The 22,970-nt window shown below is 58.9% G+C and carries 17 protein-coding genes; 16 read left to right on the top strand and 1 reads right to left on the bottom strand.

Annotation, left to right across the window (positions count from 1 at the left end; translation table 11 throughout):
• Window positions 1-16 precede the first annotated feature (16 nt).
• From VMY05_10090 to VMY05_10165, 16 genes are all read left to right on the top strand, one after another.
• Window positions 17-2,377, top strand: coding sequence for a hypothetical protein (locus tag VMY05_10090; protein ID HUV31423.1), 2,361 nt, complete (start codon window positions 17-19; stop codon window positions 2,375-2,377).
• Complete coding sequence (locus VMY05_10095) at window positions 2,374-3,186, top strand: hypothetical protein (GenBank protein HUV31424.1); 813 nt, start codon at window positions 2,374-2,376, stop codon at window positions 3,184-3,186. The genes VMY05_10090 and VMY05_10095 overlap by 4 nt, the downstream gene beginning before the upstream one ends.
• 206 nt (window positions 3,187-3,392) lie before the next feature.
• Window positions 3,393-4,847 (top strand): Clp protease N-terminal domain-containing protein, encoded by a 1,455-nt coding sequence (locus VMY05_10100; GenBank protein HUV31425.1) that lies wholly within the window; start codon window positions 3,393-3,395, stop codon window positions 4,845-4,847.
• Complete coding sequence (locus VMY05_10105) at window positions 4,847-5,950, top strand: AAA family ATPase (GenBank protein HUV31426.1); 1,104 nt, start codon at window positions 4,847-4,849, stop codon at window positions 5,948-5,950. The genes VMY05_10100 and VMY05_10105 overlap by 1 nt, the downstream gene beginning before the upstream one ends.
• Before the next feature lie 25 nt (window positions 5,951-5,975).
• Entirely contained in the window at window positions 5,976-6,416 is a 441-nt protein-coding gene (locus tag VMY05_10110) for a type VI secretion system contractile sheath small subunit (protein HUV31427.1), read from the top strand.
• A 17-nt stretch (window positions 6,417-6,433) separates the two neighbouring features.
• Window positions 6,434-7,861, top strand: a complete 1,428-nt coding sequence (locus VMY05_10115) for a hypothetical protein (GenBank protein ID HUV31428.1) — start codon at window positions 6,434-6,436, stop codon at window positions 7,859-7,861.
• A 123-nt stretch (window positions 7,862-7,984) separates the two neighbouring features.
• The gene (tssD, locus tag VMY05_10120) at window positions 7,985-8,389 is read left to right on the top strand and encodes a type VI secretion system tube protein TssD (GenBank protein ID HUV31429.1); all 405 of its coding nucleotides are present in this window, start codon (window positions 7,985-7,987) and stop codon (window positions 8,387-8,389) included.
• A 78-nt stretch (window positions 8,390-8,467) separates the two neighbouring features.
• Window positions 8,468-10,210 (top strand): phage baseplate assembly protein V, encoded by a 1,743-nt coding sequence (locus VMY05_10125; protein HUV31430.1) that lies wholly within the window; start codon window positions 8,468-8,470, stop codon window positions 10,208-10,210.
• A 9-nt stretch (window positions 10,211-10,219) separates the two neighbouring features.
• Window positions 10,220-10,594 (top strand): GPW/gp25 family protein, encoded by a 375-nt coding sequence (locus VMY05_10130; protein HUV31431.1) that lies wholly within the window; start codon window positions 10,220-10,222, stop codon window positions 10,592-10,594.
• A 12-nt stretch (window positions 10,595-10,606) separates the two neighbouring features.
• Entirely contained in the window at window positions 10,607-12,289 is a 1,683-nt protein-coding gene (locus VMY05_10135) for a hypothetical protein (protein ID HUV31432.1), read from the top strand.
• Window positions 12,290-12,369: 80 nt separating this feature from the next.
• On the top strand, window positions 12,370-13,200 hold the full coding sequence (locus tag VMY05_10140; protein ID HUV31433.1) for a type VI secretion system baseplate subunit TssG: 831 nt from the start codon (window positions 12,370-12,372) through the stop codon (window positions 13,198-13,200).
• Between the two features lie 94 nt (window positions 13,201-13,294).
• Window positions 13,295-14,746 carry a hypothetical protein gene (locus VMY05_10145; protein ID HUV31434.1) on the top strand — a complete coding sequence of 484 codons (1,452 nt, stop codon included), beginning with the start codon at window positions 13,295-13,297 and terminating at the stop codon, window positions 14,744-14,746.
• Window positions 14,747-14,767: 21 nt separating this feature from the next.
• Complete coding sequence (locus VMY05_10150; protein HUV31435.1) at window positions 14,768-15,691, top strand: hypothetical protein; 924 nt, start codon at window positions 14,768-14,770, stop codon at window positions 15,689-15,691.
• Between the two features lie 46 nt (window positions 15,692-15,737).
• Window positions 15,738-17,930, top strand: coding sequence for a hypothetical protein (locus VMY05_10155; GenBank protein HUV31436.1), 2,193 nt, complete (start codon window positions 15,738-15,740; stop codon window positions 17,928-17,930).
• Between the two features lie 22 nt (window positions 17,931-17,952).
• The gene (locus tag VMY05_10160) at window positions 17,953-18,483 is read left to right on the top strand and encodes a hypothetical protein (protein HUV31437.1); all 531 of its coding nucleotides are present in this window, start codon (window positions 17,953-17,955) and stop codon (window positions 18,481-18,483) included.
• Between the two features lie 240 nt (window positions 18,484-18,723).
• Entirely contained in the window at window positions 18,724-21,957 is a 3,234-nt protein-coding gene (locus tag VMY05_10165; GenBank protein HUV31438.1) for a right-handed parallel beta-helix repeat-containing protein, read from the top strand.
• A gap of 105 nt (window positions 21,958-22,062) precedes the next feature.
• Here the strand turns inward: VMY05_10165 and VMY05_10170 are convergent, their stop codons facing one another.
• Complete coding sequence (locus tag VMY05_10170) at window positions 22,063-22,956, bottom strand: hypothetical protein (GenBank protein HUV31439.1); 894 nt, start codon at window positions 22,954-22,956, stop codon at window positions 22,063-22,065.
• Between the last annotated feature and the right edge of the window lie 14 nt (window positions 22,957-22,970).

A 22,970-nucleotide genomic window follows, 5' to 3' on the forward strand; every position in this document is an offset into this window, starting at 1 on the left:
CCGGAGAAGCTTTCGGATGGAGAATATATATATAGCCGGAGAAAGCCTCAAAGCCGCCAGCGGCCGCGACCTGGCGGCGACGCACGTTACGCCGGTCTACCGGAAAATCAGTATTACGAAGATCGAGGTCCTTGACGACACTGATGTCTGGTCGAAGGGAGATTTTGTGTGCGAGGCCCTCGTCAACGGCGTCACCCTCGGCACCACCGAGGTCCAGTACAAGAGCACCGAGCAGTTCCTCGACTACGAGTTCGCCATTGCCGTGAAGCACTACCCGCTGACTCAGGACCGCCAGCCCAACCCCCTGGTTGTTCAATTCAAGGCCGACGAACTCGACACCGCTTTCCTGTTCTTCGGGTCGTCCAAAGAGAAGGTGGCCGACTTCCGCCAGGAGTTCGCTGAAGGCTGTGATTACGGCATCGAGGATGAGATCAAGCCGTTTGTCAACGATTACCTGAGAGTTCACTACACGATCGAGAAGCTTACGGAGTCGCAGTTCGATAATCTGGAAAAGATCGCCGGGGAGGTCTTTACTTACGACGAAGCTAACCCCAAAATGAAAGTATCGGTGGACGGTGCCCTTGTCAGGCTGTTCGAGGTGAGGAAGGCCGAAGCCGCCAGCGGCAAGGTCGAAAGCGCGCCCGGCGACGGCACTTTTGTGAAACAGACCAACCCGCGCGATGACCGTCTCTTCGACCTCACCGGGCTGGACGTGGACGTCGCCTACCGCGTCAGGATAACGGCCAACGGTTACAGCAGTTTCACTCACGATTTCAACTGCCTGCACCAGTTCGTCCGCGCACCGCTGTCGAGGATATGCTTCAACGGCAAGGTCGTCGATCAGGACAAGAAGGCGCTGGCCAATGCCGACGTGCACCTGTACAAGACGATGGTGAGACTTCCCAAAGAACTCCCATGTTTCAGAGAGGGAAGCACAGACAAACCAATAAAGATCAAAACGGGGGAAGAACCCTTCAAACTCGATGCCGGCAGCTACACGGGGCTGGAGATCAAAGAGGTTGCGGGCAACCGCTGGGCCCGGATTCAGGCGGCCAAACTGCCCGCCGGCACCGGATGGCTCTGCTATGGTTCTGGCACCAAGTCATGGGCAACCATGAACGCCACCAACACCAGCGTCACGCTCAACTCCAAACTCAAGTGTTTCGAAACGACGGATGTCAGGAGGCCGATCCAGGTAGCGGTTACTAAGGACGTTCGCATCGCCGCCGGGGACTATGCGGTCATAGCTACATCATTGGACAGCACCAAGGACGCCGACTACGTCAAGATCCGGTCGGAAAATCTCCCGTACGACGAGGGGTGGGTCTGTTCACGCTGGCGTGACACGGCCGACAAGGACCACCACACGGCGGTCCTGTATGACACGAGAATCAAGGACAATGCGGTCAAGACCGACAACAAGGGCCAATTCAGCATCCGGATCGAGGATCAGCCGGATCAGCTCTACCGGGTCCGGACGGTGCTTCAGAACCACTTCGACGGTGAAAGCGCCCGGAAACTCCCGGCGGTGGAGAAGGGCAAGAACCCGGCCGTGATTTCGATGACCCACTGTGACGGCATAATCGAAGAGTCGGACATCACGCGCTGGCTGAGCGAGTTTGAGGGCTGGACGTACGGCCTGAACGTGGTCCCCCGCTACCCCGCCGGCTGGCATATCCACGACCTCGTGCAATATCAGAATGCAGCAGGGGACTTTGTAAGCTCGTTGAAGGCGGCCCCGCCGAAATCCACGCAGAACGGCTGCAACTCGTTCGTGGAGGCGCTCTTGATTCAGGCGTGGCGGGAGAAGTTCGGCGCGACTTTCGGATGGGATAATGATAAACACATGACGGTGATGATCCCGAACCGCTGGGATGACACGGAGCCGCCCGCCGGCGGGCAGTTCGACCCCACTATTGACCTGTACGGGCCGGTGACGCTTGCGATCGGCGAAGATGACGACGACGTGCGCATGGCCATCGGCGTTGCCAGCGACCGGATCCCGCCCCCGTGGACCGTGGTGCAGGCGTGGTGGAAATGGAACCCCACGCGTGTGCCGCCGGCCGAGCCGGGTAAGCCGCCGACCGCGACCGATATCGGTGGCCACTGCTTCATAATCGTCGACGTGCATCCTGAGACGCAACGGGTTCTTATGCTCGAATCCAATGTGCCCAGCAAGTTGAACGGTCCGGGTTTCCGGGAAGCCGGGCACCTTGACAACTTCCTGGAGGGTGACCAGGTCAATCCGAACAAGGACGACAAGTTCTGGTGGGAGCGGGTCACGGTGTTTGACTGGAAGAAGTTCACCGCAACCTTTCCCGTGAACAGGCGGCGCATGGCCCGCCTGAAAGTGAATAACCTGAGAATGGTCAAATGATATTCATCGTCAGAATTGCGTCCGCGCTTGTCTTCACATTCGTCTTACGATATGGCAGCGCCTCGGCGCAGTATGACCCGTTCGAAAAGGAATGCGCCCTGGGTTGCAGCCAGGATATGCAGGTGATCGGCTGGTCGCAGGATGAGGAGTACTACGCCGTTAGGCTGTACTGTCTTTATACTGACAGCAACCCGATGGTGGGCGGCTACCCTCTCCCGGTGGACTGCGAGGGGTATGTCTCCCACGTTGGGAAGGCCTATAACGGCGGTTTGTCCATTCATATCTTTCACGGCGGCCAGGTGGTCGAGAACCATCCTATTCAGGACGCCGACACCTGCACACCCCTCCCCGTGGCCAGAGAACGGTTGAAGAAAGCCAGGGCGGCGCTGAAATCATACGGCATCTGCCTGACCAATCCGGGAAGGATCCTGTACCCGGAGGATAACCGGGTGGTGGTGGACGACAGCACGCAAGGATCGTACACTCTCGTGCATACGCTTGACGTGCAGTACTTGCCTGACAGTGGATACGTGGATGGTGAGATCCACCGGGGCAGCCAAAGCCTCTCGCTGCTTACCGGCGGTGACACCGTCGAGGTGCTCCACCGGGAGATCAATGAGGAAGTACCTGTTACTTCCGGCTACACTAAGAGCCGGGGTTGCGAGGTCTTCTGCGTATCTCCTTCGGGGGACAGGATTCTTGTGTTGGGTTATACAAAGACCTTCAGCTATGCGGGCCAGTCGAGGTGCCTGTGGCTGTGGGGAGAGCTGTGCTGGGTCGAGAGTGAGTTACGAGCGTGCCGGGAGTGAACCCGGCGTGTGAGAGCGGGCCGGTCGGTGAAGACCGGCCTTGGCGAGAAGGCAAAGAAGGGTCGGCGCGCTGGCCGGGCCGAACAATTTGCTTGACACCTATAATGGGGAGAGTTATGGTATTAGGTTATAGAAATAAAGTGACCCCCGAGACGCCGTCAGCGTTGATATCTTGGCGAGCAAACCAAAAAGTGGACTAATACCCCATGGATATTGCCAGCTATTCTTCTGATTCGCGGGCCGTTATCAAGGTTGCCAAGGAAGTTGCCACGGAGTTCCGACACCCGGAAATCGAGATCGAGCACCTTCTCCTGGCAGTGGTGCGGCATGAGGGTTCCGAGGTCGAGTCGATTCTCAATCAGCTCGGCAAGAGTCCGAGTTCCGTTGCCTCGATCATCGAGATACACCTCAAGGAGCAGTCCAGCCGCTCCACGGCACGTGCCAACATCAGTATCAGCCCCGCCGTTGAACTGGTTCTGACTCAGGCGCTTGAGGAGAAGGCCAAGCTGTACGACCCTCTCGTCGAGCCGGAACACATTTTCATAGCCGCCTTTGACCTCAAGTCAAGCCTGTCTCCCTACATCCGCGACAAGCTTGACATTACCAAGGAGGATATCTACAAGGCGATTGCCGAGAGCAAGGCGGTCCAAGAGATAGCCTCGGGCGTCACGCCTGCCGGTGAGAGGGTTGCGGTCGAGGGCAGACGGGATGTGCCGGGGACGCTGCGCTACTGCATCGACATGACCAATCAGGCGGCGGCCGGTGAGTTCGACCCGATGATCGGGCGCGAGAAGGAGGTCCAGCAGGTCATCCAGATTCTGCTGCGGCGGCGAAAGAACTCGCCCGTCCTGGTGGGAGGCGCCGGTGTCGGCAAGTCCGCTATCGTCGAAGGGTTCGCGCAGGCGATCGTCGCCGGCGGTGTGCCCAAGGCGTTACGGGATGTGAAGGTGATGGAAGTCGACATGGGCTCCCTGATCGCAGGCGCCAAGTACAAGGGGGAGTTCGAGGAACGGTTTAAGACGCTTGTCGGCGAGGCCGTCAAGTCCGGCGGCAAGCTCGTTCTTTTCATCGACGAAGTTCACACTATCACCGGCGCGGGAGCCGGTTCCGGCGGCATGGATGCGGCCAATCTGATCAAGCCGGCGCTGGCTCGCGGCCATATCCGCCTGATCGGCGCCACCACCGAGGAGGAATACACCAAGCACCTCGAGAAGGACAAGGCGCTCGCCCGCCGCTTCGAAAAAGTCAAAGTTGAGGAACCGCTGTTCGACGAAGCCGTGCGCATTGTCGACGGCGTGGTTTCGAAGTACGCGGAGCATCACAAGATTACCTACACGCGCGAGGCTCTCGTGGGCTCGGTGAAATACGCCAAACGGTACCTGAGTGAGCGCAACCTGCCCGACGTCGCCCTGGACATCATCGACGAGGCTGGTTCCGAATACGCCGTCAAGGAGGAGTTTGCCAGAGAGAAGCTCCCCGAGCTGACGACGCAAGTGGCGGATATACGCAAGATGATCGCGCAATGTGAAGGTAAAGACCCGGAAAAAGACGCCGAGGCGTTCAGGCAGTTGCAGGAGTCGTGCGATCAGTTCTGCCGGGTGGTGGACCGGCTGCACGAATTCTGGGGACACCGCCTTGAGGCCGGCGCGGGAGCATCGTAATGGCTGACACTGTGAAGAATATCGACGTTCTGAAGCGCGATTTCGAGGAGAGAGCCCGGACGCTCCCGGCGCTCCAGTCGGTCGTGGACAAGCTCGATCAGACAATCAACGACTCGGATATCGCCGCCGTGGTGGCCCGCCGGACCGGGATTCCCGTCTCCAAGATGCTCACCGCGGAGAAGGACCGGCTGCTGAACATGGAGGCGTTCCTGTCCAGGAAAATCGTCGGCCAGGAGAAAGCGATCGCCGCCATCGCCAACGCTATACGCAAGTCGCGCGCCGGACTCAAGCTGGCGCACCGTCCGGTCGGTTCGTTCCTGTTCCTCGGTCCGACCGGCACCGGCAAGACGTACCTGCCCAAGCTGCTGGCCGAGTTCCTGTTCGATGACAAGAACGCCATGGTGCGGCTGGACATGTCCGAATACATGGAGAAGCACTCCGTGGCCAAGATGATCGGCGCCCCGCCCGGTTACGTGGGGTACGAGGAAGGCGGCGTGCTGACCGAGGCCGTCAGGCGTAAACCGTTCTCCATCGTGCTCTTCGACGAGGTTGAAAAGGCCCACCCGGACGTGTTCAATCTGCTGCTGCAGCTGCTGGACGACGGCCGGCTCACCGACGGCCAGAGCCGCACGGTTGACTTCTCCAACACCCTGGTGGTGCTGACCTCCAACTATGCGGCGGACCAGATTCTCGACGCCGACCGGGAGGGACGCGAGCTTGACATGGAGGAGGTCCGGTCCTTCCTTTTCTCCAAGTTCCGCCCGGAGTTCCTCAACCGGCTCAACGAGATTATCATCTACCATACCTTCACCCCGGAGCAGGTGGAGACGATTGCCGGTCTGGAGTTCAACCAGCTGTGCGAGCTGCTGGAAGATCAGGACATAACGGCCACGCTGAGCGCCGAGGCCCAGGCCAAGCTGGCCCGTGACGGCTACACCTTTGAGCTCGGCGCGCGGCCGATCCAGCGCATCATCGAGCAGCAGATCGTCAACCGGCTGTCGGTGGATATAATCACCGGCAAGGTGATGGCCGGCGACAGCGTTCGGGTGGAAGTGCAGGATGACGCATATATATTCACGAATGTAGAAGAAACTAAGAAGTAAATACAAACTGACGAGGGAGAAGCATATGGCGAAATTCATCCTCGGTGCGACGGAAAGGATCAAACGGGATGATTCCATTCCCGTGGAACTGCTTCCGTCCAACAAAACGCTCTACGCCGCGAAACTCAACAACGACGAAAACGCCGACGTGACACCGATGCGCTGCAACAACATGAAGGAGGTGTTCGAGAAGTATCGGCCCAACTTCTCGGTCGAGCTTGAGTCAGCGGAGGGGGAGCCGGTTAACGCTGATTTCGAGATCAAGGCGATGAAGGACTTCTCGTCAAAAGAACTCATCGAGAAGAACGACTACCTTCAGAAGACCTACTACAGCAAGGAGATCATGGCCGATCTTGACAAGCAGCTCAAGAAGAACGCCGCCCTGAAGAAAATCCTGGCGGACAAGGAAAAGAAAGAAGCGTTGCTGAAAGTGGCCCAGTACTACGTTGACCTTCTGAGCGAGTAAAGTGAGGTGATGAATAAATGGGTGAAGAGGAAAAACAACAGCCGCAACCGGAGGCCGCACCGGCCCAACCGGCGGAAGAAAAAGTAGCCGCTGAGCGACTCTCGGACAGCGATTTTACTTCCATCCTGGAGCAATCGTTCGGGGACTTCAAGAAGCTTGCTTCGTTACTCCCCTCGTTCAAGACTGCCGACGGTGATCTCGTGCGCGGAGTCGAGTGGCTCGACCCCAAGAAGGATTTCCAGCGCAAGGAATTCCTTAATAAGAAGGAATTCGGCACTCAGCGCCGGCTTTTAGCCGAACGCCTGAAAATCTGGTCGGAGTACCTCTCGCGCAGCGAGAATCTTGACGACGTTCGCAAGGCGCTCAACGAGTCGGCCACCAAGCTCGAGGAAAACCTCGGCAAGAACATGAAGAAGGTGCATCGAGCCAGTCGCGAACTCGAAGTCTCCTACCGGGCCATCGACAAGTTCTTCGCCAACGCGCAGGCGGAGCCGGACGAGAAGGTGAATGCCTACTTCTCCAACGTCAGCGCGGAAGAACTGACCGACCCGGACGACAAGGAGAAGTTCGAGCAGCTGACCACGGCGATCGCCGACCTGTACCGCGAGTGGAGCGTCAAGGAGTGCTTCTCGATGTGCGTCGTGCCCGGCTACCTCGGGAGCGTCGAGGCCATCGATACCTTTGGCCGGCAACTGGGTCTTCCGAACAAGGTGCATGTCCTGACCGACCTCCCCAACTTCGAGAAGTTCGACGAAGTCATGGAGATGCTGGATGATCCCAACTACGCGAACCTGGCCGGAATCGACGACTTCAAGCAGTACGTGTCGGTGTTTGCCAATTACATGCTGGCGCGTAACGCCAACGCATACGAGGAGGAGGACATGTGGGTGCCGCCGTCGGCGGCGGTGGCCGGCAAGATGTACCAGGGTGACGTGACGGTGGGTATGCAGCAGCCGATGGCGGGGTTCAAGCACGGCAAGATCAACGAGGCCAAGTACCTTCGGTTCAAGTGCAACCAGCCGAACGCCAGCAAGATCAACGAGAAGGGTGTCAATCCGCTTGTCGATTTCGAGGCGGCCCCGGTGGCCATGGGCGCCGCCACGCTGTTTAAGAAGGAGACCTTTAACGTCTACTCAATCCGCCGGACCTACGACTACGTGTATAAGACGCTCCGCAACTACCTGAACAAGCAGACGTTCAGCGTGATTGACCAGAAGTTCGTCGACACCATGCGCCGTGACATCGACAAGTTCATGAAGGCCATCTCGGGCGGCGACAACATTCTTCAGGACTTCAAGGTCGACATTTTTGCCGATGAAGAGATGCGCAAGCGTCAGGAGATTGACGTCAAGGTGAGCCTTAATCCCAAGTACCCGGCCCGGACATTCAACATCGAGTTCGTCGCCTGGGGCGAGGGAGACCAGGTCAACGTGAAGGACAAGTGACGCCGGCGTGACCGCTTCCGCACACGCGGTTTCACGACGTTGATGTCAGAGCTTTTTGAACAGTGTGGACGGACAAGTAACCACATCAAACCATAAGCGTGTAACAGTAAAGGGAGAAACGTAATGGCCAGGAGACCAAGTCTGGAAATCGACGGTGTCGTGTACAAGAATGTGTACGCGGTAAGTTACGAGCTGTACACCGCCAAGGATGAAACGGGGCGTCCCTCGGACCGTGCCCACGCCGGTCTTATCAAGGTCACTCGCGAATCCGACGAGAACAGCGACATCTCACGCTGGGCCATGGATTCCAGTGAGCCGAATATGAAGGGTGGCAAGGTGACGTTCAGGAACCCGCACGACGCAGTCATGAAAGAGCTGACGTGGGAGCAAGGGTTCATCACGCGTTACGAGGAACACGTCCCGCACGTTAAGGACAGGCCTGACGATCAGGTCTTTGAGTACTTCGAAATGTCTTGCCAGCGGCTCAAGATCGGCGACGCCGAGATTGACAACCGGTGGAAGGAGTAAGAAGATGCGCGTGTCAGCCGGGCGGATCGCAGTGTCCGCCCGGCTGCATGCCACCTCAGACACGTGAGCGAATACGCTATGCCAAAACTTGAAACCAGCGCCGAATGTCGGGTAAAGATTGACAACGAGGAGATCAAACACACCGTCTCCTCGGTCAGGCTCGAACAGTGCATAGATGGACACCACGTCCTGCAGGTCGGGATCCGCGGGGGAGCGCAGGCCACGGGCGGCGCCAAGCTGGAGGATCCCAGCCAGTTTACCGGCTTTCTGGGAAAGACGATTTCGGTGACGATACAGCCGGTTGGGGATGTCGTTGACCCCTCGCTGACCATGCAGTTTGTCGGCATCGTCACCGAGGTGCGTCTGGACAACAGCGTTGACGAGTTCAATTGCGTCACCATTGTCGGGCGCAGCCCGACTATCGCCCTGGAGGGCGCGAAGCGTAACAGCTTCCACCACGAGGAGACCGGGAGCAGTATCGTCGAAGCGGTTCTTCGCGAGCACCAGATTACAGTCGGCTCAGTCGAATCGACCAAGAAAGCGCTTGAGTTCAGCGTTCAGTATCGGGAGTCCGACTACGAGTATGTTATGCGCATCGCGTCGGAGAGCGGCTTGTTCGCGTTTTATGACGGCCGGCAGTTTTACGCCGTGAAAGCCAGCAGCGACACCGCCGCCGAAGTGACTTTTCGCGAGACCCTCGGAGTATTCTCGATGGGGCTCGGTACGGCTATCTCGGATTATCTCACGCAGGCATGGGACCAGGCCAATAAGCAGTCCCTCGAGGGAGATGTGACCGGGACGCCGAAAGGCTCCTCGCCCTCGGAGCTGTCGAGCATTTCCTTGAAGGCCTCGAGCACGGTTTTTGCCAAACCGGGTTTCACCGCGGCCGTCAAGGCCCCCGACATGGCCTCGGTCGACGCGGTGCTCGCACGGGCAAAGGAATCGTCCGTCGGGCGCATGGTCCGGTGCCGGGGCGAGTCAATTGTCCCCGCCGTGGCCGTCGGACACTGTGTTAAGATAAGCGGGATGGATAAGCTCGACGGCCTTTACTGGGTGCAGACTGTCACGCACGTCTTTGACGAGAGCGGCAAGTACCACAATACGTTTACGTGCACCCCCCTGGACGTCGCGTTCCCCCCCGCCATAGCTCCCGGACCTCCGATCACGGACTTGCAGAGCGCCGTCGTGGTTGACAACAACGACCCGGAGAAGCTCGGGCGCGTGAAGGTGAAGTTTCCCTGGCAGGGTTCGGACGAAACACCCTGGATTCGCGTCATGACCCCGCAGGCCGGTGCCGAGCGCGGCTGGTACGGCATTCCGGAGATAGATGATGAGGTCCTGATCGGCTTTGAACACGGTGACCCGGACCTGCCTCTCGTTCTCGGCTCCCTTTACAGCGGTAAGGACGCGCCGCATGGCGACACCGGCGGTGAGGACAATCTCGTCAAGCTGTATATGACCAAGGGCGGCAACCAGATCTGCTTCACGGACAAAGAGGGCGCCGAAGAGATCAGGATTGCTCAGAAGGACGGCAAGAACACGATCGTGGTGACGCTGGACGGTCCCGCCATCAGCATCGAGAGCCAGGGCGACATTACCATCAAAGGTGCAACCATCAGCCTTGAGAGCACCAAAGGCGACGTCACTGTCAAGTCTGCCGGCAAGCTGGTCGAAGAGAGTAAGGCGGATCTGACGCTCAAGGCGGGCATGAACCTCAAGAGCGAGGCTTCCGTCAACTACGAAATCAAGGGCGGGGCCAACTGCAAGGTTGAGGGCGGCGCCATGGTCAAAGTGCAAGGGGCCATGGTTCAGATAAATTAGTCAGGGTTCATGGAATACTTAGCCTTACCGTTTGTGCTCCGGGAGGGGTACTTTCGCCGCGCCAGCCTGCACGAATCCATTACCTATTCGGTCGGGCTCATGCTGAGCACCCGCATGGGCCTGATGCAATTTGACCCGGAATTCGGGTGCGAGATCTGGGGAAGGGAGTTCTCGGATCTGTACACCTCCAGCCGGGCGAACGTCCGGGCCAACCTGAGAAACACCATTGACAAGTTTGAAAAGCGACTCTACAACGTCTCGGTTTCGTTCACCAGCCCCTCCGGCAGCACCGCCCAGGCACTGGGCGTGCTGGTGAAAGTGAGCGGCAACTACCGGGATGGTGACGAAGAGCGGAAATTCGAGGGATCGTACCTGTTAGGCTGACGGACAACTGTTATGAATACCAAACCCAAGCCCGAAGAGCAAAAGTCCCGGGACCGGTTCTTTGCCCTGATGTATCAGGACCTGCGCGCCTGGAACCGCCAGATCCCCGAATCTCCCGAGCGCATCGACCCGGTGCTGCGAATACTGCTACAGCTTTTCGCATACCAGCTCACGGACATCGACAAGCGATTGGATGCCACCTGGGACGTGGCGACGAAGTCCCTGATCAAGTCCATGGCGCCCGAGGCCAAACGCTGGCCCATTCCCGCGTTCACCGTTATGCGCTGCGAGCCGGCCGACCCGGTGGTCGAAATCGATCCCCACACGAAATTCTTCTATAAAGAGAAGCGCGAAGGCGGGCAGACTTTTTTTTTCTGCTCGCAACGACAAGAAAAACTGATCGCTGCTCGCGTCAGGCACTCGCTGCTCGTTGACGGCAACACCGTTACCGACCTCATCCCCTCCCCGGATAAGCCCCAGCCGGCGTCACGAACGGCCTCAGGCGTCGGCGGCGACCGCAGGACCTGCCTGCATGTTGCCGTTGAGTTCGGCGGCCTCGTCTCTGATTTCAGGGACGCCTCGCTGTTTCTCCGAGGTGACGACGACGTACTGAAACAGTTGCGCTGGGCGTACTGGTATCCCGGCGACAAGGCCGGGCAGTTCAGTAAGGACGCCGGTTTCTGCCCCGGGCTGACGTCCTCGGTCGAGGGCATGTTCTCTTACAACAGCGAGTCACCGGTAGACTGGGGCGGTCTAAGGACCAGCACCGACCTGTTCGGGCCGCTCGAGAACAGCTGGGTGGTGTTGCCGGAATCGTTCGCTGATGCGTGGGAGATAGGCCCTCCCGGCGACGGGTTGAGCGGCCTGCTGGACGCGGCGGGAGTGCAGCTTTCGTCGGCCGACCGGCGCTTCTACTGGATGCGCGTTGATCTCCCGCCCGGCGGCGACAAGCGGCGCCTCCATTCGCCGCTTGAGATGTTCTTCAACTGCTTTGCAGCCACGAACAGAAACGAACTTACCGTGTTCAAGCACACCGGTGGCAACCCGCTGGTGGAGATCGAACTGCCCGAGCACCTGGACAGCATTCTCGACATCGTCAGCGTGATTGACTCACAGGGCACGGAATACCTGCCCCGGTACAGGATACACGGCGGCGGGGGAGCCAACTCCTACGCGCTCGAACAGCGCGATAACAGGCTGGTTCTCTGGTTCGATTTCTCGTCCGGCCTCGGCATTCCGCCCGATGCTCTGACCGTCACCTACTCGGTCACCGCCGGCGTGGCTCCCAACGGTATCGCCGCGGGCAAGATTACAGAGTTGTACGAGAGCCACCCCGGCATACTGTCGGCTGCGAATATTCTACCCGTGCAGGGTGCCATTCCGGCGAAGGGCGACCAGCAGTTGATCGCCGAGATCTCGGCGCGCCTGCGCAATCGTGATCGGGCGCTTACGTTTGCCGACATTTCATCATGGGTTATGGCTTTCGACCCTCGCATCCGCAAGGTCGAGTGTAAAAACGGCATCGAACGGGCCAGGCGGGGTGTGCGCAGGTGTATTGTCGTCACCGTCACCGTCAAACAGAAGGACATCTACTCCGAGGATGAAGTGGCGCTGCTGGCTCGGCGGCTCACGCGGTTTCTCAAGTCTCGTTCTCCCATCAACACCCACTTCGCAGTGGAGATCAAGGCCACGTGAGTCCACGTTCTCCCAGCAGGATGCCGGACTTCTGCAGCCGGCGAAATCCGTTTCACTACACGACCGCACTGAACACCCTGATGAAAATAGGAATTGATCTGTCCCGGGTCAGTCTCCTCGCGGTCGGCCATTTCGAGAACTACAAGGGTGAGGTCCACTGCCAGACTCCCGCGCCGGGCACTGAGATTACGCCCGAGACCCGGATCGCGCTGGAAGTCGGAAGTTCCAGCGGCACTGATTATGTGCCGTTCCAGTTCTTCTACGGTATCAGGGGCGAGCACGTCGCCGGTGACGATTGGGAGACCAGGGCGCGCGAACTTCTGACTCCGTTCGACTCCTCCGTGATAAGGTACGAAGCGGCCACCCAGTACCAGAAGCGCAAGTTCAATTTCGGCGTGGTCGACAGGCCGCAGCTGGTCCGCTTTCTGCAATTGTTCGGCTCTTCCGCGGAGACCGGCTGCGAGAACCTTCAGGAGTTGCTGTTCTGGGCGTCGGTCATGCCCACGTTCCACCTCTGGGCCGGGAATCCGCAGGCGGTTGCCGCCGTCCTCGAGCGGCTCATCATGCATCCCGTCGGGATCATCGAGAACACCAGGGCCCGCTACGATATTCCCGAATCGTGCCAGTCCCGGCTCGGCGCCGCCACCGGTTGTCTGGGCGAGCAATTCGTGCTTGGCCGTTCGTTCAGCGAGTGCGACAGCAGCTACGAAGTGGTCATTCACGGCATCGAGCCGAAAGACGTTCCGGATTATCTGCCCGGGGGAGCGCGTCGCAAGAAGCTGGAGTGGGTCTTAAGTGTTTGTATGCCAAGCAACTTGGAACCCCGGTTTCGAATCGAAGCCAAGTCGAAGGCCGCCCGGATCGGAAAGAAACGAGGCAAATGCTACCTGGGGTATTCCACGTATGCCTGAAACGAACGCACGTCGCGGCGGCGACGAATGTATTAGGCTTGACATTGAAACAACTGAGTCATAGATTCCGGCCGTTGGCTCTGAGGGCAAGATAATGAGCGACTTTAACTTATACTCGGTAAACTGGCAGGACGGGATGCTGATCACGCAGCAGCATCTGAAGGATCAGGAACGCTATTTCGAGAACCTGGCGCGGTGGTACGCCGTCAACGTGGGTGACAGCTACGGACTCATTCGTAAGGCCTTCTCGGGAAAGCCGGCCCTGAGTTTGAACCTGTCGCTCAGCGGCAACCGGCTCACCGTGGAGGTCGCTCGATGCCAGGCCCTGACGCCCGACGGGTCGTGCGTGGAAATCAACGAATCCACTAAGCCCGTCGTGAGGGCGCAGTGCGAGGTTCATGATACGCCTGTGAAGGTCTTCATTGCCGTCGACGCGACTACCAAGCATGAGGTGGGAGACCCGGACCCGAACGAAGACGTGCCGCGCATGCCGTACCTTAGCTGTAAATACTCTCTGCACCTCGGCACGCCGCCGAACCTTCCCGCCGGCGGCTTCCTCGAGGTGGCGAGGCTGGCTGTCGGCGGCAACGAGGTGGCACCGACACCCAACTTTTACCCCGCCTGTCTGAATCTGTTTGCCGATGAGCGGCTGCTTTCCAAGGCCAACGAGTTCCGGGATCGCCTTGAGAAACTGCTCTTTCTGTCGTCGCAGGCATATACGGCCGTCACCAGCGAGGACGGTACTCTGGCCGGGGAGAAAGGTGGTCTCCAGCTGGCCTTCAAGGAAACCGTGGAACAACTGGCATACCACCTGTCCGCCACCCTTGACACCTTCGTGGTCGACCGCAACGCCGCCCATCCGATTCAACTCGTGATTGCTTTCAGGCGGTTGTTTCGCCTGTTCTCGACCTCGCTCAATCTGCGATCCGGGTTGAAAGATTACCTCAATGAGCAGTTTTTCATCAAGGTCAAGAAGACGGACATTCGCGGGTTCATGTCGTCCTTGGACAGCTTCCTGCTTTCCCAGTATAACCATCAGGACCTGGGCGGGCATATTGACGCCATCGACAAACTTCTTGAAACGTTGCGCGGCGTGCTTGACTTTCTGGCCCAGGTCAAGAGCGGTCAGCTCGGTCCCCAGGCCGTCAGAACCGATATGCTCACGTATCTGGGCAAAACCTACCGGTTGGCGGAGTATTCCAGCAGCCGGCTGGAGCAGGTCGGAGAGCTCAGTTACCTGGTTATCGATCTTGCCCAGGCCGGGGCTTTTACGAACACGGTGGTTCTCATAACGAAGGACCTGTTCAGCGCCGCTGAATGGTCCAGCATGCAGGTGCGTCTTGGTCTGAACCAGGCCCGCGGGCTGGGCGAGACCGACCCGGTCGATATCGATACCATGACGTTTGCCAACAAGGTGGCACTGTACCCCAAGGATATGCTTGCGCTGTCGTCGGTCAATCAGCTTACGCTGATTTTCCGTGGAACCGCCGATGCCGAGAAGCTCTCCGGCTTGGGCGATGCGGACCTTATCGTGTACGGTGTGTGAGAGGTAAAAATATAGTGTGCCATGAGTGATATCAGGTCATACATCGACGACCTCTTCCGCTACATCGAGAGCTACGAGAAGAGTTACTCTGAATCCCAGACTGAAGCCTTTATCCAGACGTATCAGGGGGTTTATGCCGTTTTCCAGGCGTTGCGCCAGCAGCGTGACAAGGCCGTCATGGTCGACCAGTGTTTCCTGGGAAAGGTCAGGCAGTCGCCGCTTAACAGTTCGGATCTCCGCCAGTTGACCATACAGGTGCTCGTCAGCTTCTTTGAGTCGGAAGCCGATATCGACGGTCAGTCCAATCAGGTATACTCGTACTGCCGCAGTTTGCGATCGGTCAGGCAGGATGTTCCGTACTTCGAAGCCAGCCTGATGCCGCTGCTGTTTCGCCAGGGCAGCCTCAACGGTAACTTCCGCCTGAATTCCTTCTTTCTGGCCGAGATCGCGCGTTTCATTCAGAAGTTCGGCAAACCGCTTCAGGTGGCCCTGGCGCCCGAGGCATTTGCGGCGATGCCCGATCCGCTGAAGCTCCTGGAATTGGCGCGCCGACGCCTTGAGCTCGGCACCGATCTCATTGGCGACAGATCCAGTCTCGAGTTTCACCTGCGTCAGGTCGACGCCTTTGAAAAGCTCAAGCAGCGGCACCGGTTGTTCGAGTCATACCTCAGGGATTGGGAATACCTGGTAACCAGGAGTTACTGGCTGACGGTCCGGAATTTCTTGGCCCGGTCGTGGGTTAAGATCAAGGGGGCGTTTTCCAGTTGGCGCTACTTCCGGCTCGTCCTCGGTCAGCGGAATCCCGCCTTCCTGTTCTATGGTGTCATCATCGTGGTCATGATCCTGCTGGCCATCCTTGTTCCGACGTGGTGGGGCAACTACGGGGACGGGCAGCTCGAGGATTTCAAGGAGCGGGTCGAGAGCGTGCAATCGGGCTCGAAGTGAACAAAACGGATTTTGCATTCGTGCAGGTGGCGGAAGGACGCCCATAGTGAAGCCGAAGAACATATTCAAGATATTCCAGAAGGGTTCCAAGGCGGCGTCCCGCGCGAAGAAAAAGTGTCACGTGGAGTCGAAGTGGCCGTCGGGAATCCGGATCGGCATTTACGGCCACACCAACACGGGGAAAACGGTTTACCTCACGGTCCTGAACGAAGACTGCAAGATTTCCAAGAAACTTCAGATCGCCGTGTCGGATACGACCACGGCCGGAGAGCTGCTGGCCAACTATCGTTCCATCTGGGGCCTGGGCATCAGCAGCGAAGTCGGCACCGTCGTTGATCTTCGGGGAGAAAAAAAGTTCCCGGAGGCGACCACGGGCCACAAGACCCTGTTGTTCAACGCCATTCTGGACCGCTCCAGCAAAATGCCGGTCGTGGCGCTGGACTACGACGGCAAGGCGGTCTCGATCTCCGAACAGAGCGATCTGAAGGACAAGGTCGAGGAGTTCATGGCCGGCTGCGACGGGATCCTCGTGTTTTACGACCCCAAGATGCTCGGCGCCGAGTGGCAGACGCAGGAATGTGCCGCCTCGTTTTCCCACATGCTGGAGCAACTGGCTCCGCTGCATCGGCGTCTGCCTGTCCCGGTCGGTCTGGTGGTCACGAAAGCCGACATTCTGCCCGGCTTTACCGGAGACAACGAAACTGTTCTCATCAATCCGGAGGATGAGAATTTCCTCTCGCAGGATTTCGAAACGTTCCTGGAAAGGGTGCTGGCCAGCGACAAATTGACCCGCAATCAGGTCTGGGCGGGCACCGTGCGCGACGTTCTTGTCAAGCTTCAGGAGTTCCTGAAAGCCGTCATCGGCCGGACTCTCAACTTCCAGATATTCTTCATTTCCTCCACGGGACAGCCGCCGGAGAAGATCGGCACCGAGATTGGGCGGTCGATCTACCAGCCGCCCAAGAAGATGACCCCGATTGGCGTGAAGGAACCGATGTACTGGCTCCTGCATGCAATCAAGCGCAATCGGAGAGTTTCCCGCCTGGGGGCCGTGGCACGCGTGGTTACGTACGCCGCGGTGATCTGGATTGCCGTCTGCTCGCTGCCTTACCTGTACCACTTCAAGTTCCTGCTGCCGCGCACCTATCAGGTCGAGGAGCGGATACTTGATCTCTACGAGGGCAACCCGTTTAACATGTCTGCGCAGGAGCGCACCGTCATCGGGACCGCTTATCGACGGTATCAGAACTCGCTGGCGGTCAGATGGATGTTCCCCGGGTTCACGGCGCCGGCCCAGCGCAAGATTGACATGTACCGTGAGTTCGACCTCGGCGAGGGGATCAAACGCCTGGACGGTCTCATTGTGGGTTTCACGACCATTGTCTCTGATACCCTGCTCTGGCCCAAGGTCAATCCGAGCAATGATTCGCTGATGCCGACGCAGGCGTACGACCAGTTGATGGCTCAGTTGGAGGCTTTTCACAAGGGAGAAGAGACGTCCATTCTCTTCGCGCGCAGCGGCCGCGTGCTGCAGTACCGCGATCTGTTTCATCAGGCCATTATTCAACGCGATGACACCACGTACTGGAATACGATCAAACGGCAGGTGCAGCAGGATCAGAGCCTTTACGCTAAGCAGATCAGCCCCGCCGAGAAACAGTTCGGCGCGGTGTTGATGCAGTATGAGCTTGATAAAGTCAAGGAGGTCATCGCGGAAACGAAGGCCTTTGAGATGAGTGACTTGATCGACCGCGTAAATGGGTACACTGACCCGCGAGATCGCCTTGAAAAGGCCGTCAATGAATTGCAGGACGTGCTCTCGCAACTTGCCCCGTCGGACGTCAACAACCGAAACACTATCCGCACCTACCTGCGGGCGGCCGAGAGCTGGTTCAAACGTCGAGCCTATACGTGCAAGGTCGAAACCCTGCCCGGACAGGATCACCTGCACATCGAAGTTACGGACAACGGGGCGGACCCGACCTGGTCCGAACTCAACCAGATCTTTCAGGGTGACGAGACAAAAATCATCTGGGAACCGGGCCGGGATATCCATATTGCGCTTGACACCCTCGGGCACAACTGCCAATTGGGCAAGGACGCAAGCGAGAAGATTACGCTGTCGAAAAAATATTGCTTGTTTGAGATGGAAGGTGACCTTTCTTTCGACAATACCGGCAGGAAAATCAACGTTCGTTTCAAGCCCAGCCTGAGCGAGCAGTTGCCGGCGTTAAAGTGACTACAGAGAGCAGGAGTTGACCATGCACGGTGACAGGGAGTGGATACAAGTCATTACAGGATGTGCTCTTCTGGGGCTGGTCTGTCTTTTCCCGTGCGGCACGGCCACGGCGGCAAGGGTACAGCTTCCGGCAGGCACCGAGGTTAAAGTCAAGTTTGACCCCCTGGTGACGATCAATTCCGGCCGTTCGGTGGCGGGCGTTCCGTTGCAGGTACACCTGGCCGAGGCCATAACGGTCAGCGGCAGGGTTGTCGTTGAAGAAGGGGCAGTCGGAACGGCTACGATCATGGAAGTCGTCCAAGCCGGCCGCGGCGGCAAGCCGGGGAAGATATCCGTAAGTTTCGTGGAGTTGCAAACCAAGGGGCTGTTCAAGGCTCCCGACGATGCCCTGATCAAGCTCGCCGGTTCTGAGACCCGGGCAGGCAAGGGGAAAAAGCTGCTGTCCTACCTGTTCATTGCCGGGCTGTTCATAAAAGGCGGGCAGGCGGAAATCCCGACGGATCAAGTCTATATGGCCACTATTGCCGAGACGATCATCCTGGAGAGCGAGTAGAAGGGATCTGCCTGGCCGAAAAACAGCAGGCCGATGCTCTCGTTCCCGAATTACCAGCCGTGGCGGCTGGTTTTTTGCTGCCTACAATCCCAAACAGGATAGAACCGTCCGCGATCGAATACTTACTAGGTTGACGGTCGCCAAAAACCGGTTATATTTAACCAGATATTCTCGGCAGTAACGCTCCCGATGCGTTGCATGACGGGATTCACCTCCAAACCTTGTCAGAGGTGGTGTTCTATGACTCTTCCAGCGTCGGCTTCAGGTCTTCGGGCCGTGCCCGGAGCCTGCCACCGCTTATTCCTTGCAGGCCTTGCCGTTATCGTGCTTACGACCGCTGCCCGGGGTCAGACTTCAGGCGGAGGACCGCCTGCCTTTCAGCCGGTCGATAGAGACCCGGCTCCCCTGAACGGGCGGTCAGAATCGGCCTCTTCTATTGCCGATACGGTCGGGTTCTTCTTCGGCAAAGACACTGAGGGCTGGAGTATACTCAACTCATCCTCCCAGGTAAGGATTCACTATCCCGAGCCTGACGCTGATTCCTGCAAGAACCTAACGCGGTGGGATCTCAGTGAGACTCCCTTCACGCTGTCCTGGGACGCGTTCGAGGAACCCGGTGCACTCAAGTATCACGCACCGTTTGAGGGCTTCCAGCGGGGTGAGTGCGACTACGAGTTCTGGCATAACTGGATTGGCATGATGGACGTCACCGGGTGGACGGGTATCGGCAAGCTGGCCGCCCGCGTCTACAACGCATCCGGCAACACGATTTATGCCGGCCTGGGCTGCAGGTCTCAAGACACATTGTATCACTATTATCTCGATGCCGGGGATTGGACCTCGCTCAGCCGTAACGATTGGACGGTCATAACGCTGGATGAGCCGTCGCCCGGGAAGTTTGCCGACGTGGAGAAGATCGTTATCTGTTTTGGCTCCTGGGGTGAAGGCGGAGACATATACATTGACTGGGTAATCGGTGTAGACCCGTTTCCGCCGGCTCCGCCCGTGCTTATCGGGCCGCCGGACCAGTCGCATATCGAGGCTAATAAGCCGACTTTCGCCTGGCAGGGCGATGCTGACTACTTTACTCTGGAGTACAGCACCGGGGAATCGTTCGCCAACGCGGTGACGGTACCCGACATTCTGGACACCGTTTATATCCCGGCTTTTGCTCTTCCCAACGGTGTCTATTACTGGCGAGTAAAGGCGTTCAACTTCCAGGGGGAATCCAGCGAACATTCGCCCGTGTTTTCGTTCACTATTGAGGGCCCTTACGAGGTCCCCTCCGAGTTTCCCAATATCCAGGCGGCGGTCAGCGCTTTTCCGCTCTTGTCGACCGGTACCGTGCTCGTTGCGCCGGGGATATATAAGGGCCTGGGGAATCGCGATATCGATGGATTTGTAGGGAAAACGATAGAGGTCGTTTCCGCAGGCGGGCCGGGGGAGACGGTCATAGACTGTCAGGGTAGTTACGGAGCCTTTGTACTCGGCCCCTATGTGTACAGTGCCGTAATTGACGGTTTTACGATTGTCAACGCCAATGCCGGCGCGGACCGGGGCGCCATCGACTGTCTGGGCGGCTCACCGACGATTCGCAACTGTATTGTTCAAAACAGCGTCGGGCGGGGAATCTGGCTCCGCGCCGGTGACTCCCCTGTGATTGACAACTGCGCGTTCGAGAACGGTACCGGCTATGCGTTATACTGCGAGCAGTCCGATCCGATTGTCACCAATTGTGATTTCAATTCCATGAGCGGCGGCGGTGCCGTTTTTCTCGGGGCCGGGTGCAGCGCTTCCATCAGTCAATCCACGTTCGTGGGCAATGACGCCGGCATCTTCGTGGAAAGCGCTTCCGTAGGGGCGGCCACGGCGACTATCAGCCTTTCTCAGTGCATTATCGCCTTCAGCACTTCGGGTGCCGCGGTGCAGGTCGATGACGTCGGGGGCGACGTTATTCTTGTGCTCTCCTGCTGTGATCTGTACGGGAACAAGGGCGGCGACTGGGCAGGCTATATTGCCGATCAGGTGGACGAGAACGGTAACATCTGGCTCGATCCGCTGTTTTGCGACGAGCCAAACGGCGATTACACGCTTTACGACATTTCCCCATGTGCTGCGGAAAACAGCGACTGCGGCCAGGTGGGCCGGTACGGCGTAGCCTGCCTGAGCGGTCCGACGCTGGTGGTGGCTCCGGATACACTCGACTTCGAAGCGGTTCTTACTGAGGCGACCTTGACGATCATCAACAGTGGCGGCGGAACGCTCAACTGGGCGGTGTCCGATGACCGCGAATGGATCTCTGTGGCCCCCCCGGGCGGCAGCACGACTTCCGAGACCGACGACGTCATAGTGACCGTTGATCGAGGCGACCTGGAACCCGGCCTGTACGAAGGCACCGTGACGGTTGAGTCCGACGGCGGTGAGGAGACGGTCCACGTGGTGATGGCCGTGGGTGAACCTCTGCTGGTGGTACCGCCGCCGTTCGTATCCGACGTCCTGATCGACTCGCTGGCCGTTATACGTTTCAACAAACCCGTGGACACTTCGACTATCGGCGAGAACGTGTCGGTGGTCAGCGCCAGCGGAGGCGTGGTGAACGTTCGACACTATCTCGATGAAAACGCTTCAGTTCTCACGATCGAGCCCGTCGGTGGTTTCTTCCCGGCCCTGGATACGCTCGACGTTGTCATCGGCGCCGGGCTGAGGGATGTCCAGGGGATATCGCTGGCGGAACCGTACGTCGCGTCGTTTACGACCGGCGTGGGTGTGTATCCCGGTGATGCTAACGACGACGGTGTGGTTGATGAGCGCGACGTGCTCCCGATCGGCTACTACTTTGGTTTCACCGGACCCGGACGTGATTCGGTGAGCACCTGGTGGGGGCTGACCCCGGTCCACGTGAAAGTACGATCCACAGTCTGGGATCCATACCTTGCGGCATACGCGGATGCCGACGGTTCCAGCCGCGTGGACGGCGAGGACGTGTGCGCCGTGGCCGCCAACTGGCAGCGGCGGGTTGCAGACAAGCTCGAGCGTGGCGGGGAAACCGGGCCGCGGTCCGGTCTGGCGTCCCTGGATGCGTCGGTCGCACTGCAACTGTACGAGAGCATTATCAACTGCCCGGAGGGCGAAGGCAAAGATGCGCTGGAGCAGATGCTGGCCTCGCTGGTCGACCGGCCGCAGGCCAACCTGCCCACTACCATGGAACTGCACCAGAATTACCCCAATCCGTTCAATCCGGCCACGTCGATTGAGTTCTATCTTCCGGACGACGGTCAGGTCACGCTGACGGTGTATAACACGGTCGGCCAGCGCGTGGCGGTCCTTCTTGACGGCCACACGGCCGCCGGTTTCACCGAAGTGGTCTGGGACGGCACGGACGGGAGCGGCCACGAGGTCGCGAGCGGCGTGTACTTATACCGGCTGGAGACCCGGGACAAGACAGAGACCAGGCGCATGCTGCTCCTTAAGTGACGGGCGCTCGCAGCCCCCGGCAGGAATTAAAGGTTCGTTAAAGGGCCGGCAAAGCTCAGATGCTGCCGGCCCTCTTCTTGTCAGATCTTTTCCAGCTCGACCCGCTTACGGTTCTGCCGGAAGCATCACCGGAGGCAGCAGGTCGACGGTGCATTCATCGGTGTAGAATACGTCAAACGCAACACCGGCTGTGCCGCGGTCAATGAACGTGAATCCCGTCGTGTCAATGCCGACAACCGTCGTAAGCATGTTCGGCCAAACGTCGAGTCCCGCCTCGACCCTGAAGTACAGCCGTGCCAGCGTCGCGTCGCCCCGGGAATCAACCAGCGTCTTGCTCTGGTTTGTCTGCGAGACGGAAATGCCGTAGACCGATCCGGTGGTGTCGATAAGGTTTCCGTAGAAAAGGAGCGTGTCGTCGGCGGACGTATCGCCCTGGACGGCGCTGTCGAGGAAGAGCAGGTTGCCGTCCCACGTCACCCGAAACGAGATCCCGTACAGTGAATCCACCTCGAACGCCTTTACGTCCACGGCGAAACTGGGGGAGTCCTCCAGCAGAACGTAGCGGGGGGTGAATTTCAGCAGCGGGACCTGCGCCCGCAGGCGTATGGTGATGGTGTTAATGCTGCCGGACGACAGGACGGCCTCCGCCGTGCCGGCGTAGACGGTAAGTCCGATGCGGTTGTCGATCGCCGCCACCCTGAATTTCAGAAGCCGTCCGGCCGGCAGGCTGTCGATGGTGCCTTCGAGAAACCTCCCGGTCAGGGTAAGGGGCGCCTTGGCCAGTATCTCGCCCGTTCGTGGATCCGTGACGGTGACCTCGAACAGACCCAGGGCCGCTTCCAGGGCGGGCGAGGCGTCGTCGACGGTGAACGCAAGGCGCACCGCCTCGGTCGGCTCGCGGCCGATGAAGCTGTCCGAACAGCCGTACAGCATGGTCAGGAGCACGGTAACACCGGCGGCACGGGCGAGCAGCCGTTTTGCGCTAAACTCTCTTATCATCCCTGGTACCTCCC

Source organism: Acidobacteriota bacterium, from assembly GCA_035529075.1.
Lineage (GTDB): Bacteria > Zixibacteria > MSB-5A5 > GN15 > FEB-12 > DATKXK01.